This is a genomic window from Acinetobacter sp. FDAARGOS_724 (assembly GCF_013364475.1).
Lineage (GTDB): Bacteria > Pseudomonadota > Gammaproteobacteria > Pseudomonadales > Moraxellaceae > Acinetobacter > Acinetobacter variabilis.
This window is the reverse complement of sequence record NZ_CP054907.1, coordinates 59,206-75,445: the sequence shown is the minus strand read 5'-3', so window position 1 is coordinate 75,445 and position 16,240 is coordinate 59,206. Positions and strand designations below refer to the sequence as shown.

General features: G+C 37.4%; 15 protein-coding genes, 3 pseudogenes and 1 other annotated feature. Of the genes and pseudogenes, 14 read left to right on the top strand and 4 right to left on the bottom strand.

Annotated elements, in window-relative coordinates; all coding sequences use genetic code 11:
* The first annotated feature begins 144 nt into the window (after nucleotides 1-144).
* The 4 genes and pseudogenes from FOC32_RS00545 (at nucleotide 145) to FOC32_RS00530 (ending at nucleotide 4,208) form a co-directional block, all read left to right on the top strand.
* A complete protein-coding gene (locus FOC32_RS00545) occupies nucleotides 145-1,152 on the top strand; it encodes an AraC family transcriptional regulator (RefSeq protein ID WP_004812151.1) in 1,008 nt (335 codons plus the stop codon).
* A gap of 135 nt (nucleotides 1,153-1,287) precedes the next feature.
* Nucleotides 1,288-2,517, top strand: a pseudogene (locus tag FOC32_RS00540) (IS3 family transposase).
* Nucleotides 1,563-1,679: a sequence feature (AL1L pseudoknot), on the top strand. (Overlaps the previous pseudogene by 117 nt.)
* A 150-nt stretch (nucleotides 2,518-2,667) precedes the next feature.
* Nucleotides 2,668-3,018, top strand: a complete 351-nt coding sequence (locus FOC32_RS00535; protein WP_004780042.1) for a hypothetical protein — start codon at nucleotides 2,668-2,670, stop codon at nucleotides 3,016-3,018.
* Between the two features lie 202 nt (nucleotides 3,019-3,220).
* Nucleotides 3,221-4,208: pseudogene (locus FOC32_RS00530) on the top strand (IS481 family transposase).
* Between the two features lie 118 nt (nucleotides 4,209-4,326).
* Here FOC32_RS00530 and FOC32_RS00525 read toward each other — a convergent pair.
* Nucleotides 4,327-4,758 carry a PPC domain-containing protein gene (locus FOC32_RS00525; protein ID WP_004780041.1) on the bottom strand — a complete coding sequence of 144 codons (432 nt, stop codon included), beginning with the start codon at nucleotides 4,756-4,758 and terminating at the stop codon, nucleotides 4,327-4,329.
* Nucleotides 4,759-5,060: 302 nt separating this feature from the next.
* Here FOC32_RS00525 and FOC32_RS00520 point away from each other — a divergent pair, with 302 nt between their 5' ends.
* From FOC32_RS00520 to FOC32_RS00505, 4 genes and pseudogenes are all read left to right on the top strand, one after another.
* Nucleotides 5,061-6,266: a tyrosine-type recombinase/integrase gene (locus tag FOC32_RS00520; protein WP_004812156.1), complete on the top strand. Its 1,206-nt coding sequence runs from the start codon at nucleotides 5,061-5,063 to the stop codon at nucleotides 6,264-6,266.
* A 50-nt stretch (nucleotides 6,267-6,316) separates the two neighbouring features.
* Nucleotides 6,317-6,433 (top strand): annotated as a pseudogene (locus tag FOC32_RS00515) (transposase); the annotation flags it as partial.
* A gap of 54 nt (nucleotides 6,434-6,487) precedes the next feature.
* A complete protein-coding gene (locus FOC32_RS17210; RefSeq protein ID WP_302699567.1) occupies nucleotides 6,488-6,559 on the top strand; it encodes a hypothetical protein in 72 nt (23 codons plus the stop codon).
* A gap of 188 nt (nucleotides 6,560-6,747) precedes the next feature.
* On the top strand, nucleotides 6,748-8,139 hold the full coding sequence (locus FOC32_RS00505) for a methylenetetrahydrofolate reductase C-terminal domain-containing protein (protein WP_004780039.1): 1,392 nt from the start codon (nucleotides 6,748-6,750) through the stop codon (nucleotides 8,137-8,139).
* On the opposite strand, the gene FOC32_RS00500 is transcribed toward FOC32_RS00505, so the two are convergent.
* Nucleotides 8,136-8,804, bottom strand: coding sequence for an epoxyqueuosine reductase QueH (locus FOC32_RS00500; RefSeq protein WP_004647714.1), 669 nt, complete (start codon nucleotides 8,802-8,804; stop codon nucleotides 8,136-8,138). The two genes, FOC32_RS00505 and FOC32_RS00500, sit on opposite strands and share 4 nt — an antisense overlap.
* A 173-nt stretch (nucleotides 8,805-8,977) precedes the next feature.
* A protein-coding gene (locus FOC32_RS00495) for an IS3 family transposase (protein ID WP_175965977.1) occupies nucleotides 8,978-10,053 on the bottom strand; the annotation gives its coding sequence in 2 pieces (ribosomal slippage) (nucleotides 8,978-9,801 and nucleotides 9,801-10,053; 1,077 coding nt in all).
* A 256-nt stretch (nucleotides 10,054-10,309) separates the two neighbouring features.
* Here FOC32_RS00495 and FOC32_RS00490 point away from each other — a divergent pair.
* Nucleotides 10,310-10,786 (top strand): hypothetical protein, encoded by a 477-nt coding sequence (locus tag FOC32_RS00490; protein WP_004780038.1) that lies wholly within the window; start codon nucleotides 10,310-10,312, stop codon nucleotides 10,784-10,786.
* Nucleotides 10,787-10,857: 71 nt separating this feature from the next.
* Here FOC32_RS00490 and FOC32_RS00485 read toward each other — a convergent pair whose 3' ends face one another.
* Nucleotides 10,858-11,130: a hypothetical protein gene (locus tag FOC32_RS00485; RefSeq protein ID WP_004780037.1), complete on the bottom strand. Its 273-nt coding sequence runs from the start codon at nucleotides 11,128-11,130 to the stop codon at nucleotides 10,858-10,860.
* A 539-nt stretch (nucleotides 11,131-11,669) separates the two neighbouring features.
* Between FOC32_RS00485 and FOC32_RS00480 the strand changes: the two genes are divergently transcribed.
* The 5 genes from FOC32_RS00480 (at nucleotide 11,670) to FOC32_RS00460 (ending at nucleotide 16,209) form a co-directional block, all read left to right on the top strand.
* Entirely contained in the window at nucleotides 11,670-12,653 is a 984-nt protein-coding gene (locus FOC32_RS00480) for a putative oxygenase MesX (RefSeq protein ID WP_004647848.1), read from the top strand.
* Between the two features lie 51 nt (nucleotides 12,654-12,704).
* Nucleotides 12,705-13,748, top strand: coding sequence for a methionine synthase (locus tag FOC32_RS00475; protein ID WP_004281804.1), 1,044 nt, complete (start codon nucleotides 12,705-12,707; stop codon nucleotides 13,746-13,748).
* Nucleotides 13,749-13,845: 97 nt separating this feature from the next.
* Nucleotides 13,846-14,340: a flavin reductase family protein gene (locus tag FOC32_RS00470; protein WP_004780032.1), complete on the top strand. Its 495-nt coding sequence runs from the start codon at nucleotides 13,846-13,848 to the stop codon at nucleotides 14,338-14,340.
* Between the two features lie 43 nt (nucleotides 14,341-14,383).
* Entirely contained in the window at nucleotides 14,384-15,184 is an 801-nt protein-coding gene (locus FOC32_RS00465; protein WP_004780030.1) for a sulfite exporter TauE/SafE family protein, read from the top strand.
* A 107-nt stretch (nucleotides 15,185-15,291) separates the two neighbouring features.
* Entirely contained in the window at nucleotides 15,292-16,209 is a 918-nt protein-coding gene (locus tag FOC32_RS00460) for a LysR family transcriptional regulator (protein WP_004780028.1), read from the top strand.
* Nucleotides 16,210-16,240: the final 31 nt, after the last annotated feature.

The window sequence follows — 16,240 nt, the reverse complement described above, 5'->3', positions numbered from 1 at the left end:
GCACTCCATTGAAACAACAGATACCGTTCATTACTGCAACGAATGATGCAAAAGATATTGAATGAAAATGAAGCTTTTAGCTTGACTCTTAATGACAGCCTACTTGATACTTCACGCCATAAAGCTAGAAACTCAGGTTAATTAATGAGCAAACCAATCTATAGAAAAATGATTCCTGAAACATACGTGCATGTACTCTATGACTATCTTGAAGCAAAAAAAATAATCCCAGACGAAATCTTAAAATATCCTCGCCCACAACCTCTTACAAACGCTTTAAAAGGTATTTCTATTGAATTATGGGAACAATTACTTTCACGTGCTGCAATCGCCCTAGCTGATCCAATGTTAGGTTTACATCTTGGACAAAAGATTACTCCAAGGCATCTTGGCGTTTTGGGCTATGTATTATTAGCTTGCGACAATCTTGCTTCGGCTTTAGAAAAACTGGAAAAATATCAAAGGTTAATATTCGATGTGATTCCAATGATTACACGAGAAGGTCCAGATTGGGTGGAATTAGTTTGGGACACCACCTTATACAAACCAGATTTATTGGTTGATGAAACAGGTATTACTGTCATTATGCAGTTCTGTAGAAGTTCCGTTCAGAAAAATATTACACCTATATTTGTACAATTTATGCATGATTGTCCTGATGATTTGATGCAGTACGAGCAATATTTTGGTTGTCCAGTTTTATTTAATCAATCTGAAACTGTGATACGAATTAGTAAAGAAACTCTAGAGCTCCCAATAAAGACCTTAGACCCAAGTCTATTAACAATTATAGAACAGCATGCAAACCAGCTATTGGAGCAATTGCCCAAGGAAGAGCCAATAATTGAGGCAGTGCGTAAAGCTATCGCACATCAATTGCCACATGGTGAACCAACAATAGAACTTATTGCAGAAAAACTTTGTCGTTCACCTCGTACACTTCAACGAAAGCTTCAAAATGCCAATACAAATTTTCGCAATGAACTTAATATAGTCCGCCAAGAACTGGCAGACTCATATTTAAAAAATACAGATATACAAATTGCTGATATTGCATTAATGCTTGGATATTCTGAACATAGTGCTTTTACTCGGGCATATAAAGCCATGACAGGTGTTTCACCGCAACAAAGCAGAGATCAAGTTTATTAATAGGGAAAAATGAGAAGCATCTCCTACTTATTTTTATTTATGCAATTGAATAGTTACAGCTATATCAAACTGAACCGTACCGGGTTTGTCGGAGAGTCAATATTCTGAGTGAGAAGCACTGCTTCGCAAGGTTCGATGACAAAATTAAAATATACCCCTGAAATCAGAGAAAGAGCGGTTCAATTATTGATTGAATCCGAAAAAGATTATCCATCGAATTGGGCTGCAATCACAGCAATTGCGCCTAAGATTGGTTGTACTCCTGAAACACTTCGTGCCTGGCATCAAAAGCATTTAGATCAGCAAAATCCTATTAAAGTACAACAGATATCTGATCAAGAAAAAATGAAGCAAATGGAACGTGAAATTAAAGAATTAAAGCGTGCTAATGAAATTCTACGTAAAGCAGCCGCTTTTTTCGCCCAGGCGGAGCTCGACCGCCCACACAAATAATGGTGGATTTTATCCATAACAATAAAGATCGATATGGTGTTGATGCGATTTGTAGGATTTTACCGATCGCAGCTTCAACCTATTACCGAACTTTAGATCTCGCTGACAATCCAGAACATCGAGCGAAACGTGCTCTGCATGATTTACATCATGCTGAACAAATTAAACGAATTTGGAAAGAAAGTTCAGGTCGATATGGTGTGCGTAAGGCCTGGCAACAATTGAAACGTGAAGGTTATGTTATTGCACGTTGTACAGTTGCTCGATTGATGCAGAAGCTAGGTATACAAGGTGTTTGGCGTGGTAAGAATAAACAAACCACCCGTAGCCGAGATGACCAAAAACGAGCAGATGATTTAGTGAAACGTAATTTTAATGCTGATCATCCTGACCCTTGCGAAGCAGTGCTCAGGTCGATGACTTCACGTATATTCAAACTCATTCAGGTTGGGTCTATACCGCCTTTATTATTGATGTGTTCTCACGAGCAATTGTTGGATGGAAAGTATCAACACGTATGAATATAGATATGGTGCTCGATGCACTGGAGCAAGCATTGCACGATTGAGGTATGCCAAGGAATGTGGTTCATCATTCCGACAGAGGGGTTCAATACCTTTCCATTCGCTATACCAATCGTTTAGGAGCAGAAAATTTACGAGCATCAATCGGTACAACGGGGATTCATACAATAATGCTTTGGCTGAAACAGTGAATGGCTTATACAAAACAGAGATGATTGAATATTTAAAAGCAGATTGGCAAGGTTTAGCAGATGTACAACTTGCGACACTAAACTGGGTAGATTGGTTCAATAAAAAGCGTGTACACAGTGCACTGGGTTATGTATCACCTTTTGAGTTTGAAGCAATGTACTATGATAAGATTAACCCGTTAGATCAGGTGGCCTAACTTAAATAAAAAAATCTCTGATAAATCCGGTGAGGTTCAAAATGCGATTTATGGCTTTTTTATGTAAAAAAAAGTAATATCTGTTTTATTATTAAATTATAACAATTAGTATAAATATACCTATGATTTACAGATGAAAAAGGTATTTAAATGAAATATTTTTTAAGTTTAACTTTGTTAGTTTTAGCAATGACTGGGTGTACTTCGAGTTCAAAGACTGAAACTTTACAAGATAAGGCTACAAGAAATACTTCAGCTGATACGCAGGTCCTTAAATTTTCTGGTCCAAATGGTTTATTAATTTTTCTGAAATCATCGGATAACTTTGAAACTGCTTTAATGACTGATAACTCAGGCATGGTATATCGTTTAAAGCAAACAGTTGCTGGTAGTGGTATTCGTTTAGCTAATAATAATGGAGTTTCAATTCACTTTAAACGTGGTGAAGGGGTTGTTGAATTTGTAAAAGACCAGCCAATCAGCATTACTGAAGTAAAATAATAAGGTTTAAACTTTAAGAGAACCCTACACCATAATCTGCATACCGAAAGTTGGACACTATTCCTTGAAATGTGGTCAAACATAATCAAGGACTAATTCGCACTCTGTTAATGGGTGAATTCAAACATGAGGTGCGACAGTTGCAAAAGTCTTATGATAATCTGTGTGATTCATAGACATCACTTCAATATAATGGGTGTCTATGACCAGAGAAATTCAACAAAGACTCGTATGGGTTAAATTATTTGAAGAGACCAATAATGCTGGCCTGGTTTGTCGGAGATGTGGCATTTCTAGACCAACTTTACGCAAGTGGTGGAAACGATATTCTGAACAAGGTATTGATGGATTAAGTAGTCATAGTAGATGGATTAAGTAGTCATAGTAAATGTCCCTTAAAATCGCCAAATACTAAAATCAATGCTGAGCTAGAAGCTTTAATATTGGAAATGCGCTCAGCTAGAAATCTTGGTGCTCGACGTTTGCAAACCGAATTAATGAGCTGCACGGAGTCTCGTTGTCCTTGGCGACTATCCATAAAGTACTATCCACCCATTAAGTCAAACCGATTAAAAAATTCCGTCGTAAAGTAGATTACATTTGTTATGAACGTCCATTACCAGGCGATAGAATTCAAATGGATACCTGTAAACTGGGTGCTGGATATATCAGTACACATCTATCGATGACTGCACACGATATCGCGTTTTAAGGATATATAAACGCCGAACAGCTGCGAATACACTCGACTTTTTAACTGTGTAATTGAAGAAATGCCTTTTCCCATACAGCGAATACGGACCGATCGTGGACGAGAATTTTTTGCTGAAAAAGTACAGAAAAAATGATGCAGTATGGGATCAAATTTAGGCCGAATAAACCGGGTTCACCTTATCTGAATGGCAAGGTAGCGCTCACAAAAGACTGATGAATCTGAGTTCTACGCTACTGTAGATATCGATTCAGAGGAAATTCAGAGCAAACTGGCAGAATGGCAGCATTACTATAACTGGATGAGACCACATTCAGCTTTGAAAGATAAAACACCGATGGAAAGGTACTTTGAATTATGTGAAGAAACTCCTTTCTTAGGTGAAGTCCAGAAGCAATACGACCCCTCAAATGAACGGATTCAACATGCCAATGACAAAATGTATTTAGAAATTGCTAAATTGAAACGATCTCCATGAATTACGTATCTATATCATTTTTACTAATATAAAAACATATGAATAAAAATCACGCCCCGTTTAACTGGCAATAGTTTTTGAACCCTGGTATAAAAGCTTAAAAAAATCTAGCAAGTCTTTATTTAATGTCAATACTCATCCAGTATTGAGGTTTTTTATCTTTTCTTGCCTGTGATCTAGGTTGTAATACTCTAATTTCATACTCACCTGAAGCAGGTAAAATATAAATACCATTATCATCAAGCTCTGGAGAATATTCTCCAAGATTGATGGAGTCTTTTAATTGATTACCCCATAAGTAAGCTTCAACATTTCCTCCAGTCAACTTCACTTTTAACTTTTGCCCTTTTTTAGCATAAAATTTGTAGGAATCATACTTGTATCCATCTATCCTTCCATAATAATTTGCAGAGTAAGCTTTTTTAGCAAACTTAACTACAATAGTCTTTCGTATATCATTGTTATCATTTGCAAGTACGACAGGGCTAACTATAGTTAAAGTTAGGGCTATCAAAGCGCCAGCTAGTAATTTCGTATTCGCTATTTCCATAATAAGGTTACCCTAATTCTTGTATCGCTCCTGACATAATAACATTACTAATAAGTAACCAGGAATCATGGAGCAGAAATGTGAATAGTCATAACATGGGGTTGCACTTCAAATGCCAATTTAAGACTTGCAAAATTAATGGTTAATTAATTGGTTACTAGGGAATAACCAATCTAAATATAAATTTTATTTAACAATTACTTATAAAAATATGTGATGCGTATGATACGCATCATATGAATATCGCTTAAATTTGCTATAATTGAATTGAGCAGTGCCATTTGTGGTTAGGTTAAAAATTCATGAGTCTTACTGAAATTAAGGTACGTCAAGCTAAACCAAAGGAAAAAATCTATTTTCTGGCAGATGATGACGGCTTAAGTTTGAAGGTAGAACCAAATGGACGTAAATCTTGGAGTTACCGCTATTCACTTGCAGGGACAAATAAACGTCCTCGCATCAAGTTGGGTGAATATCCTGTAATATCCTTGAAAGAGGCTAGATCAGTCCGGGATGAATATAAATTTAATAATTATGAAAATAAACCACCGCATAAAAAATACATCAAAACTTTTCAGGATATTTGTGAAGAGTGGTTAGAATTTAAAATTAAAAATTCCTTTGAAGATGAACCACGATGCGGTGTAATTCAGCTCGCAAAAAAATGTTTAGATCAGGATGTTTATCCAAATATTGGACTAATGCCATTTATTGAAATTAAAAGATATGATCTAGTTAAGATTATTAAAAATATAGAATCTAGAAATGTAAAAGAACCTGTAAAGAAAGCCTATAGTTATTTAAATCAGATTTATGATTATGCTGTAGCAATGGGTTATTGTGAATATAATATTGCCCATGGTCTTCATAAAATATTAATCAATAATAAAATTAAAAAAAATTATCCGTATTTAAACTCAGATGAACTATCTAGCTTTTTAGCTAGATTAAAGCAGGTTAATACAGATCCTATTATTAAAAAAGCCCTATTATTTAAGTTATATACAGGCGTACGAGGTGGAGAATTACTGCTTTGTGAACCGCATCATTTCGATCTGGATAAAAAAATATGGAAAATACCAGCCTTACATATTAAACAATATAGAAGAAAAGTTATTTTAGGTCATGATATTCCTGAATTTTTAGTTCCACTATCTGATCAAGCACTTGAAGTTGTAAAATCAGCACTCGTTTGGTCTCATGGCGAAAAATATGTGTTTTCTAGCCCCCGAAACAATAATAAACCTATTCATTTTAATACCCTGAACTTAATTATTAGAAAGATGGGATATACTAAAAATGAACTATCATCTCATGGTTTGCGCTCAACATTTAGTACCATATTAAATGAATCCGGTTTATTTCAATCAAATTGGATTGAAGCACAGCTATCTCATACTGATAAAAATAAAACCCGTGCAAGTTATAATCATGCAGAATATTTTAATCAGCGTATGGAAATGATGCAATGGTGGGGCGATTTTATTGATAGTTGTACTGTAAATTAATGGTTATGAAATCCAAGTTTTAATTAGAATAGGCTTTGTTGCACAAACCTATTCACCGCCATAAATCATTATCTAAAATTGCATCTCGTGGTAAAAGCTCAATGGGCCGGTTCTATGGCTATAAATTACATGTTGTGATGAATCAACTTAGAGAAATAGTCTGTTCACAATGATGATTTCTCTTAACTCGTAAAGTTTATGAAGGTGTTGAACGTGTTCAATTGAATCTTAAGCAAGGTAAATGGATAGAAGAGAACTTCATTAAGTCGTATCAAAATATTCTTGAAAAATAGGCATTTCATTTCACATTAGAGCGAGAATCTAATGAGAAAGTTGCCTGATTGAATGTAGTGAATAGATTCATTGCATAATTATTGACTAAAATTTTCTATATCAGCCTATTTAAGATTAATCGGGCTGATTCTATTAGGTCGAATATAATTGCGACCTGCTTTAATCATTTTTATTTGAACTTTATTTTATGTCACAGCTTGCTTCCCATTTTAAGCACAATCAGTTTTGTATTTTGTTGGAATATTTAAGTTCTGCTAAGGGCATTGCCGTACCAATGTCTTTAGCAGAATTTCCATGTGCGATCACTTTGGCAGATCGAGTGCATGCCGATAGTGATTTGCCACCACTTGAATGTGCGAAGACATTTCCTTCATCAGTGGAAAAAATCATCCATTATTCAGGGAAAGGTCGGGATATTACTGATTTTGAGACCTTCTTAAAATTAACTCAAGCTTCGGGACAAAGAAATTTACTGCTTCTCACAGGTGATAAGTTAAAAGGGCATACAAATGGTCAAGATGGAACGAATCGCACCCGATATTTAGAGTCTGTAAATGCGGTCATGGCCGCAAAGTGTTATGGTGGATTTCATATTGGTGTAGCTTTTAATCCCTTTAAATATGCTGAAGCTGAACGTGATGCACAATATTTAAAACTTCACAAAAAGATTAAAGCAGGAGCAGACTTTATCGTTACCCAGTTGGGTTACGATATGGAGGCTTTAAAACAAGCCAAGGCTTTTTTAAATCGTCATCGATACCCACAAAATATACTTGCTTGTGTTATGCCACTTAGTTTGGCACGTGCCAATTTTATGGTGAAACATAAGATCGCAGGAATTGTGATTACACCACACATGTTACGAGTGTTGGCTCAGGAAGAACAGGATGGACGAACTGAGAATGCTTATAAACGTTGTGCTATACAAATATTGATGTGTAAGTATTTGGGTTTTGCAGGTGTGCATCTTTCAGCATGCCATAAGCCTGAAGAGCAAAAGCTTTTAGAAAAATATATTGAACAATATCGACATTATGGTTTACAGGAACTCGAAGCACTCTGGAATGCACTGTGGCAAGTGGAGACTAAAAAGGAACTCGTGCCACAATTAGCTTATTATTCCCGCCAACCATCCTCTAGCCAGCTTATTAAATATCAGCAATTGCATTTCATGCACAAGGCTCTATTTGAGTCCAAAATTGCCAAAGGTGTGGGGCATTTTATTTTTAAAGCCTCACTCTGGGAAAATACGCCTGCAGCAAAAGCATTGTTAAAAACTGAATTTATCTCTAAGCAAGGGGTCGTGGGTTGTGAAAGTTGTGGTCAATGTAGGTTAGGAGATACTTTATATATTTGCCCTGAAACTTGCCCCAAAGGATTGGCGAATGGTCCTTGTGGTGGTACGACATTGGATCGCTGTGAGTTTGGAGATCGTGAATGCATTCATTCTGTGAAAGCCCGACTTGCCAAAGCCGTGGGACAGACTGACGTTCTAAAAGAAAAACTGATTCCAACTGTACCCATTGAAGTCCGTGGAACCAGTTCCTGGAAAAATTGGTATCTGGCGACCGAAGCTTAGCTTTCATCATCCATGGCATTCGAATAAAATTTCACGCCCAATTTGATGCGATCACGACCTTGGCTCATACGCCAACGGTTGGTATCACGTAAGGAGTATACACAGCCACAATATTCTTGTTGGTAGAATTCTTCCTTTTTGCTGATTTCAAGCATACGAACAGCACCACCATTTTTACGCCAGTTGTAGTCCCAATAGGTGATACCTTCATAATGTGAAGCAGAACGATGCCCACAATCATTGATCTGCTTCATATCTTTCCAACGAGAAATACCCAATGAGCTACTAATTAGGCTGAAGCCATTTTCAGCTGCATAAAGGGCAGTCCGTTCAAAGCGCATATCAAAACACATGGTACAGCGAATACCTTTCTCTGGCTCATTTTCCATGCCTTTGGCACGTGCAAACCAATTGTCTGTATCGTAATCACAGTCAATAAAAGGAATATTATGTTTTTCTGCAAAGCGAATATTTTCTTCCTTACGGATTTCATATTCCTTGACAGGGTGAATATTGGGATTATAAAAAAAGATCGAAAAGTCGATGCCTGATTCAATTAGGGTTTCCATCACTTCACCCGAGCATGGTGCACAGCAGGAGTGAAGCAGAAGCTTGTCGTGACCTGCTGGGAGAGTCAATTTCTGACGTTCAAGTTTGTTTGACATAGTTATATGGGTTTAAATCTAAACCCTATATTTTAACGATTTAATTAGATAGTAAGGATTTGATATACTGATATTTTCTAAGGTTAAGATGAAAGAAATTCACTAATTGAAATTTAATAAGGTAATACCCCCATTTTTAATTGAGTTAATGAGTAGAAAAATCGAAGCCTTTATCATTGTTTAAATTTAGGTGGTTTACCATCAACTGACATATGAGGTCGTTGATGATTATAAAAGTGTTGCCATGCTGTTGTATAGTCTTGAACATCTTCAAGTTCTCGAAATAAATATTGATTTAAACATTCATAACGTACTGTCCGATTGAAGCGTTCTACATACGCATTTTGTTGTGGATTGCCAGGCTGGGTAAATACATGCTCAATTTCATGCTGCTTACACCATGCCTCCATTAAATCACTGATGTACTCTGGTCCATTGTCACTTCGGATTCGTTTTGGTTTACCTCGCCATTCGATGAGTTGATCCAACCCTCGAAGTACTCGTTCGGCGGGTAAGGAGAAGTCAATCAAGATATCTAATGACTCACGGTTATAGTCATCAATGACGTTGTGCACACGGTAACTGCGGCCATCACTGAGTTGATCGTGCATAAAGTCCATTGACCATGATTCATTCTGCGCTTCTGGTACTGCAAGAGTTTCAGGCTTTATTCGTTTAATGCGTTTGTTGGGTTTAATCCGAAGGTTAAGCTCAAGCTCCTTATAAATGCGATAAATACGCTTGTGATTCCAAGGGTAGCCTTGGACATTACGCAGGTACAAAAAGCAAAGCTTAAATCCCCAAGTCTTATTCTCATTGGTGAGCTTAATCAGCCAATCTGCAATAACCATATTCTGCTCCTTCAATTGAGCTATATAGCGATAACAGGTTTGACTGACTTGGAATATGAGACAGGCCTTATTCACTGATATCTTATATTGCTCAACGGCTTGTTGAGCAAGTGACTTGCGTTGCGTTGGCCTTATAACTTTTTTGACAGTGCATCCTGAAGAATGTCTGCTTTAAGACGTTCATCCGCATACATGCGCTTTAGGCGGGCATTTTCTGTCTCTAGCTCTTTAAGTCGAGTCATCATGGAAAGATCCATGCCGCCATATTTGGACTTCCATTTGTAAAAAGTGGCAGAACTCATGCCATGTTCTCGGCATAGATTAGGCACTGGAGTACCTGCTTCAGCTTGCTTCAAAATACTCATGATTAAGCTGTCCGAATATTTAGTTGTTTTCATAGAAAATCTCCTTAGGTCAAGGCTATTCGATTTTCTACTTTTAAGTTCAATTATTTTTAGGGAGCATTACCATAAGAACTAAAGTATATAAGAGAATAACTACAATAATGCTTTGGAATCAGAACATTGCAAGTTAATCAAGAGTCATTGAATGAAGCTTTAAAATTAAGTGAAGAAATTATTAGTAATATTGAGTTAAGTACCTCTTCTTTATCTAATTGCGCATTAAAGGCGAGTAGATTGGCAAGATTGCTAAATGAATTCGATTACCAAAGTACCATTATCAGCACAAAAATTTGCATCTGTTTATGAGAATTTAACGTCCGAAAATTCAGAGGATTGGTCAAATGCCGTTCATAGTTGTAGGCGAATATTACAAGATACTGCTGATGTGATTTATCCTGCTAGAGAGGATAAGACTATTAATTTAGATAATGGTAAAACTAAAATTATTAAATTAGGTGTGGATAATTATTTAAATCGAATTATTACATATGTTGATGAGCAGTCAGACTCTAAAAGATTTGAGGAAATCGTTGGTTCACAGATGAAATATTTGGGTGAACGGTTAGATGCTATTTTCAAAGCTGCTCAGAAAGGTTCTCATAATATTATTATTTCTAGGCAAAAAGCTGATCGTTATGTTATTTACACATACTTGATAGTTGGAGATTTATTATCTTTGGTAGAGTTGCAAAAAACATTACCAATTTCAGATAAAGATTTTAGATAGCCGCTTAGCTTGCAAAATCAATAAGTATTTGGACACCCATTCTTCTTTAACTTGGACATTTTAATAAATCGTTAATTTTTGCAATGTTCCTCAGTTGGCAATATGAAGACCATGCCACTCACCAATGAGCTAATACGATTACTTTCAGCCTTGCGCTGCTTAGTATTCACCGACAGAGCATAGATGATCATTGTGTCCCGATACATTTTTTCAGGCTCAACTTCATAGTCAATTTTCGAAGCACAAATCATTTGCCTGCTGACTTTGTGTGATGCTCTACTATAGGCTTCACGATCATCACTAGCCAACGTCAGCTTTGTTCGTAATTCTTTTGCATACTGCATATATACGCTAACAAATTTGGGTTATTTCCATATTTGAGATTTATGTATCCCTCAATATCATCTCGAACACCATTACTGTTTGCATCAATCCCACCAATGGTTTTTGTTTTATCTTCATTTTTTAGGAAGTTCGATGTTCTCACTTCTTTTAGTGAATTGTGAATACTTGGATTAAGAAGCGAGGAACAGCCTGTCATAAATATACTTAAGCAACTCAGTGCAATAACTGCTTTTTTCATAGGACTTATTTTACTTTTTCATTTAAATTTCGTTTTAGATACAAAGAGTATCTGAAAATCAGAGTATCCAATTAAAAGAAGAATCTATGTCCAGTACGATATACTATTAAGTGTCCAATTGGACCAGAATATGCTCTTAGCTTACTGAATAACTAAAAATCCTCAGCATCTTTAATTTATTAAGATGAGTATTTCTCATCTTAAGCTGAATTTATATCGTTTTACTCACTTTCTTATTCACGTTTAAATACAGCCATTCAGAAATTTAGCTTTTTATAAAATTTTTAGGTGGTAATCTCCATGAGTACAGCATTTGAGTGTTCAATTAAACGTATCCGTTTTGATGAAAACTACACGCCAGCAGAAAGCACACGTTTAACCACAAATTTTGCCAATTTGGCACGTGGAGAAAGCCGTGAAGAAAACTTGCGTCGTACCCTTGCGATGATCAACAACCGTTTTAATAGCTTGGCGACCGTTGATAACCCGAAAGGTGATCGCTACTCACTTGAGATCGACATCATTTCTGCTGAAATTGATATCGAAGGCAATGGCCAAACCTTTCCATTTATTGAAACACTGAAAAGTGTAGTGATTGACCATAAAACAGGGGAGCGTATTGAAGGCATGATCGGCAATAGCTTCTCATCTTATGTGCGTGATTACGACTTCAGCGTAGTATTGCCTCAATTGGGTTGTGGTGTAGGTGAAAAACCTGAAGATTTTGGAGATCTACATGGTAAATTGTATCAACATTTGGTGAATTCAGATGTATTTAAGGCAGAATTTACCAAGCCACCTGTGATTTGTTTAAGTGTTTCAACCTCTAAAACCTATTACCGTACGGCAAACGTACATCCTATTTTAGGTGAGGAATATACCAATGATGAATATTCACGTACCGATGAATATTTCGCCAAAATGGGCTTACGTGTACGTTACTTCAAACCAGAAGGTGGTAATGCACCATTAGCATTCTATTTCGCTGGCGACTTAGTTCGTGATTATACTGATTTTGAATTGATCAGCGCGATTGCAACCATGGAAAGCTTCCAAAAAATTTATCGTCCTGAAATTTACAACACCAACTCTCCGGCAGGTGTGGAGTATCAACCAAGCTTGAGCTATGGCGATTACTCACTGACACGTATCGTTTATGACCGTGTTGAACGTGGTGAGTTAGCGGTTAAGCAAGGTAAATGGACAGAAGAAAACTTCATCAAACCATATCAAGATATTTTAAATGAATGGGCAGCAAACTTTAAGGTCGAAACAGCTGCTTAAGACATCGAATTGACACACAGACTGACGAATTTTAGAGAAAGAAGATTAGACATGGCGCTTACACAACCGAAACTTTTACTCCCAACTTCAACTGCGGGTAGCTTGCCAAAACCGTCTTGGTTAGCTGAACCTGAAAAATTATGGTCTGCATGGAAGCTTGAAGGCGAAGAATTATTAGAAGCTAAACGTGATGCTTTGAAATTATCATTACATGAGCAAGTCACTGCAGGTATCGATATCGTGAGTGATGGTGAGCAAACCCGTCAGCACTTTGTAACCACGTTTATTGAACATCTTGAAGGTGTAGATTTCGAAAAGCGTGAAACCATGCGTATTCGTAATCGTTATGATGCAAGTGTACCTTCAGTTGTGGGTGAAGTTTCTCGTAAAAAAGCAGTGTTTGTAGACGATGCGAAATTTTTACGCAGCCAAACCAGTCAGCCAATTAAATGGGCGTTGCCTGGTCCAATGACCATGATTGATACACTTTTTGACGGACACTACAAGAGCCGTGAAAAACTGGCTTGGGAATTTGCCAAAATTTTGAACCAAGAAGCTTTAGAACTTGAAGCAGCAGGCGTAGACATTATTCAATTTGATGAACCTGCGTTTAACGTATTCTTTGATGAAGTGAATGACTGGGGTGTACCAACCTTAGAACGTGCACTTGAAGGTCTAAAATGTGAAACTGCAGTTCATATTTGCTATGGTTACGGCATTAAAGCCAATACAGATTGGAAACAAACTTTAGGTAATGAATGGCGTCAATACGAAGAGTCATTCCCGAAACTACAACAATCTAAGCTCGATATTATTTCACTTGAATGCCAAAACTCACGTGTACCAATGGATTTAATCGAATTGATCCGTGGTAAGAAAGTGATGGTGGGTGCCATTGATGTGGCAACCACTCAAGTGGAAACTGCAGAGGAAGTAGCAAATACGCTACGCAAAGCATTGCAATTTGTTGATGCAGATAAACTGTATCCTTCAACTAACTGTGGTATGACACCGCTATCTCGCCAAGTGGCACGTGGCAAACTTGAAGCTTTAAGCGCAGGTGCTGCCATTGTTCGTAAAGAGCTAGAAGCTTAATCAAACGTAGTCTCGTGCGAAGCAGAACAAATCATCGCAAGGTCATTTGTCCAGCTTTATGCACGAGCACGTGATATGTACATTTGAGATGAAAGAGATGATTGAAGCAACAGACTTTAGAAATGCAATGTCTTTACTCACCACAGCAGTGAATGTTATTACGACTTTGGGTGAAACAGGTATGCATGGATTTACTGCATCTGCCGTATGTAGCGTGACGGATACACCGCCAATGTTATTAGTCTGTATGAATCAATCCTCCCGTTCACATGCCCATTTTGTTGAAAATAAAGTCTTGGCTGTAAACGTACTAAGTACTCAGCATGAACAGCTTTCAAATGCTTTTGCTTCAAGTAAATTCAGCTCAGAAGATCGTTTCAAACTCGGTGATTGGAGTACGATGGAAACTGGTTCACCTATTTTGAAAGATGCCTTGGTCAGTTTTGACTGTGAGATTCAAGATATTCAGCAAGTCGGTACACACAGTGTTTTCATGTGTCGTGTTCTTAAAGTTCAACAAAGCGATCAAGAAGAAAGTCTGGTGTATTTTAACCGTGCTTATCATCAAGTGGGTCAATTGGAACACGTTTAACCCAATGCCTTAATTCCTTCATCTTTTTAAAAGTTAGTCTATTGTGGAACTTATAACCTTTTTAATCATCGGTGCTTTTGCTGGTTTTGCGGCAGGGCTGTTTGGCGTCGGCGGTGGTACGATTATTGTACCACTGCTTTTTATTGTCTTTACCCAAATGGGCTATGACCCCGATGTGGTTATGCACCTCGCATTAGGCACATCTTTGGCAACCATTGTTGTAACCTCGATTAGCTCATTGATTGCGCATCATAAAACTGGTGCTGTGATTTGGCCTGTTTTTAAAAATCTAGCGCCACCTATGGCAATTGGTTGTTTTTTTGGGGCAGGTATTGCTGGTTTGATATCAGGATTACATCTACAAATCATTGTTGGCTTATTTCTGATTTGGGTCGCATATACGATGTTTACAGGTGCCAAAAAAGCAATTGACCCAACGAAAACGTTACCCTCATCAGGTCAACAAGTTGCTGCAGGTAGTATGATTGGGGTTGCATCAGCAATCTTTGGTATTGGTGGTGGAAGTCTGACAGTTCCATATCTGAATCGCTATGGTGTGGTCATGCAGAAGGCTGTTGGAACATCTGCGGCGTGTGGGTTACCGATTGCGGTTGCAGGTGCATTAGGATTTATGATTTTTGGCATGAATGCTGAAATCAATGTGCCGAATACTATTGGTTATGTTCATATTTATGCCTTCATTGGCATCAGTATCATGAGTTTCATCACTGCAAAATTTGGTGCGAAGGCTGCACATGCCTTATCGCCAGTAATGTTGAAGAAATGCTTTGCCGTTTTATTGGTCATTGTTGGATGCTTTTTCCTTGTGAAAGGATTCATTTGATATTACGCAATGATCATTCATCATGTTAAATAGCCTGCTTCATGTGGGCTTTTAATCTTTGCTTTTAATGTATCCTTACAAGGACAATGATTTGAGTTTCTCCCAAGATGATCGAATTAAAACACTTAAGAATGCTTTCAGCTTTAAGAGAACATGGTTCTTTAGTCGCAGCTGCGAGCGATCTTTGCATTACACCTTCAGCGGTATCTCATCAGCTACGTGAGCTTGATCAGTGGATGGGTGTTGAGGTCGTGAACCGCAAGACTCGACCTATTACTTTTTCTAATGTTGGTCAACGTCTACTAAAACTAGCAGATGAGATTTTGCCACAAGTACAAATCGCACAAGCTGATATCAGTAGAATTCTACATGGTCAAACAGGTCGAATCACATTTTCTTCTGAATGCCATAGTTGTTTCGATTGGCTTATGCCACTATTAAATCAGTATCGTATTCAATATCCAGATGTCGATTTAGACTTCGCATCAGGATTTGAAGCGAATCCACATGAGTTATTGCAAAATGGCGAATTTGACTTACTGATTACAGCAGATCCAATCGCTTTAAAAGGTGTTGAATACTTTCCGGTATTTGAATATGAATCGCGACTTGTTTTATCAACAACCCATCCATTGGTACGTGTAGAGCAAATTACCGCTAAAGAGTTAGCTGAAGAAACACTGATTACTTATCCAGTGGATAAACATCGTTTAGATATCATGTCGAAACTATTTATTCCTGCAAATATTCAACCTAAAAACATTCGAACCACTGACTTAACCCAAATGCTGATTCAGCTTGTGGCGAGCGGACGTGGTATTGCAGCGCTACCTGATTGGGTAGTGAATGAATATGAAGCGAAAGGCTGGGTCACGTCACGACGTCTAGAATGTGTTTCACCTGAAGGATTACGCCGAACCTTATATGCAGGTTTTAGAACGGATGAAAAACAGAGAGACTATTTTGAAGGGTTCTTAAAGCAGCTTGAACGATTTTCTAAGAAACGAAATAGCTATTATGCTTAAATCTAGGCTTTTTTCCTTTACTTCAGGGTCA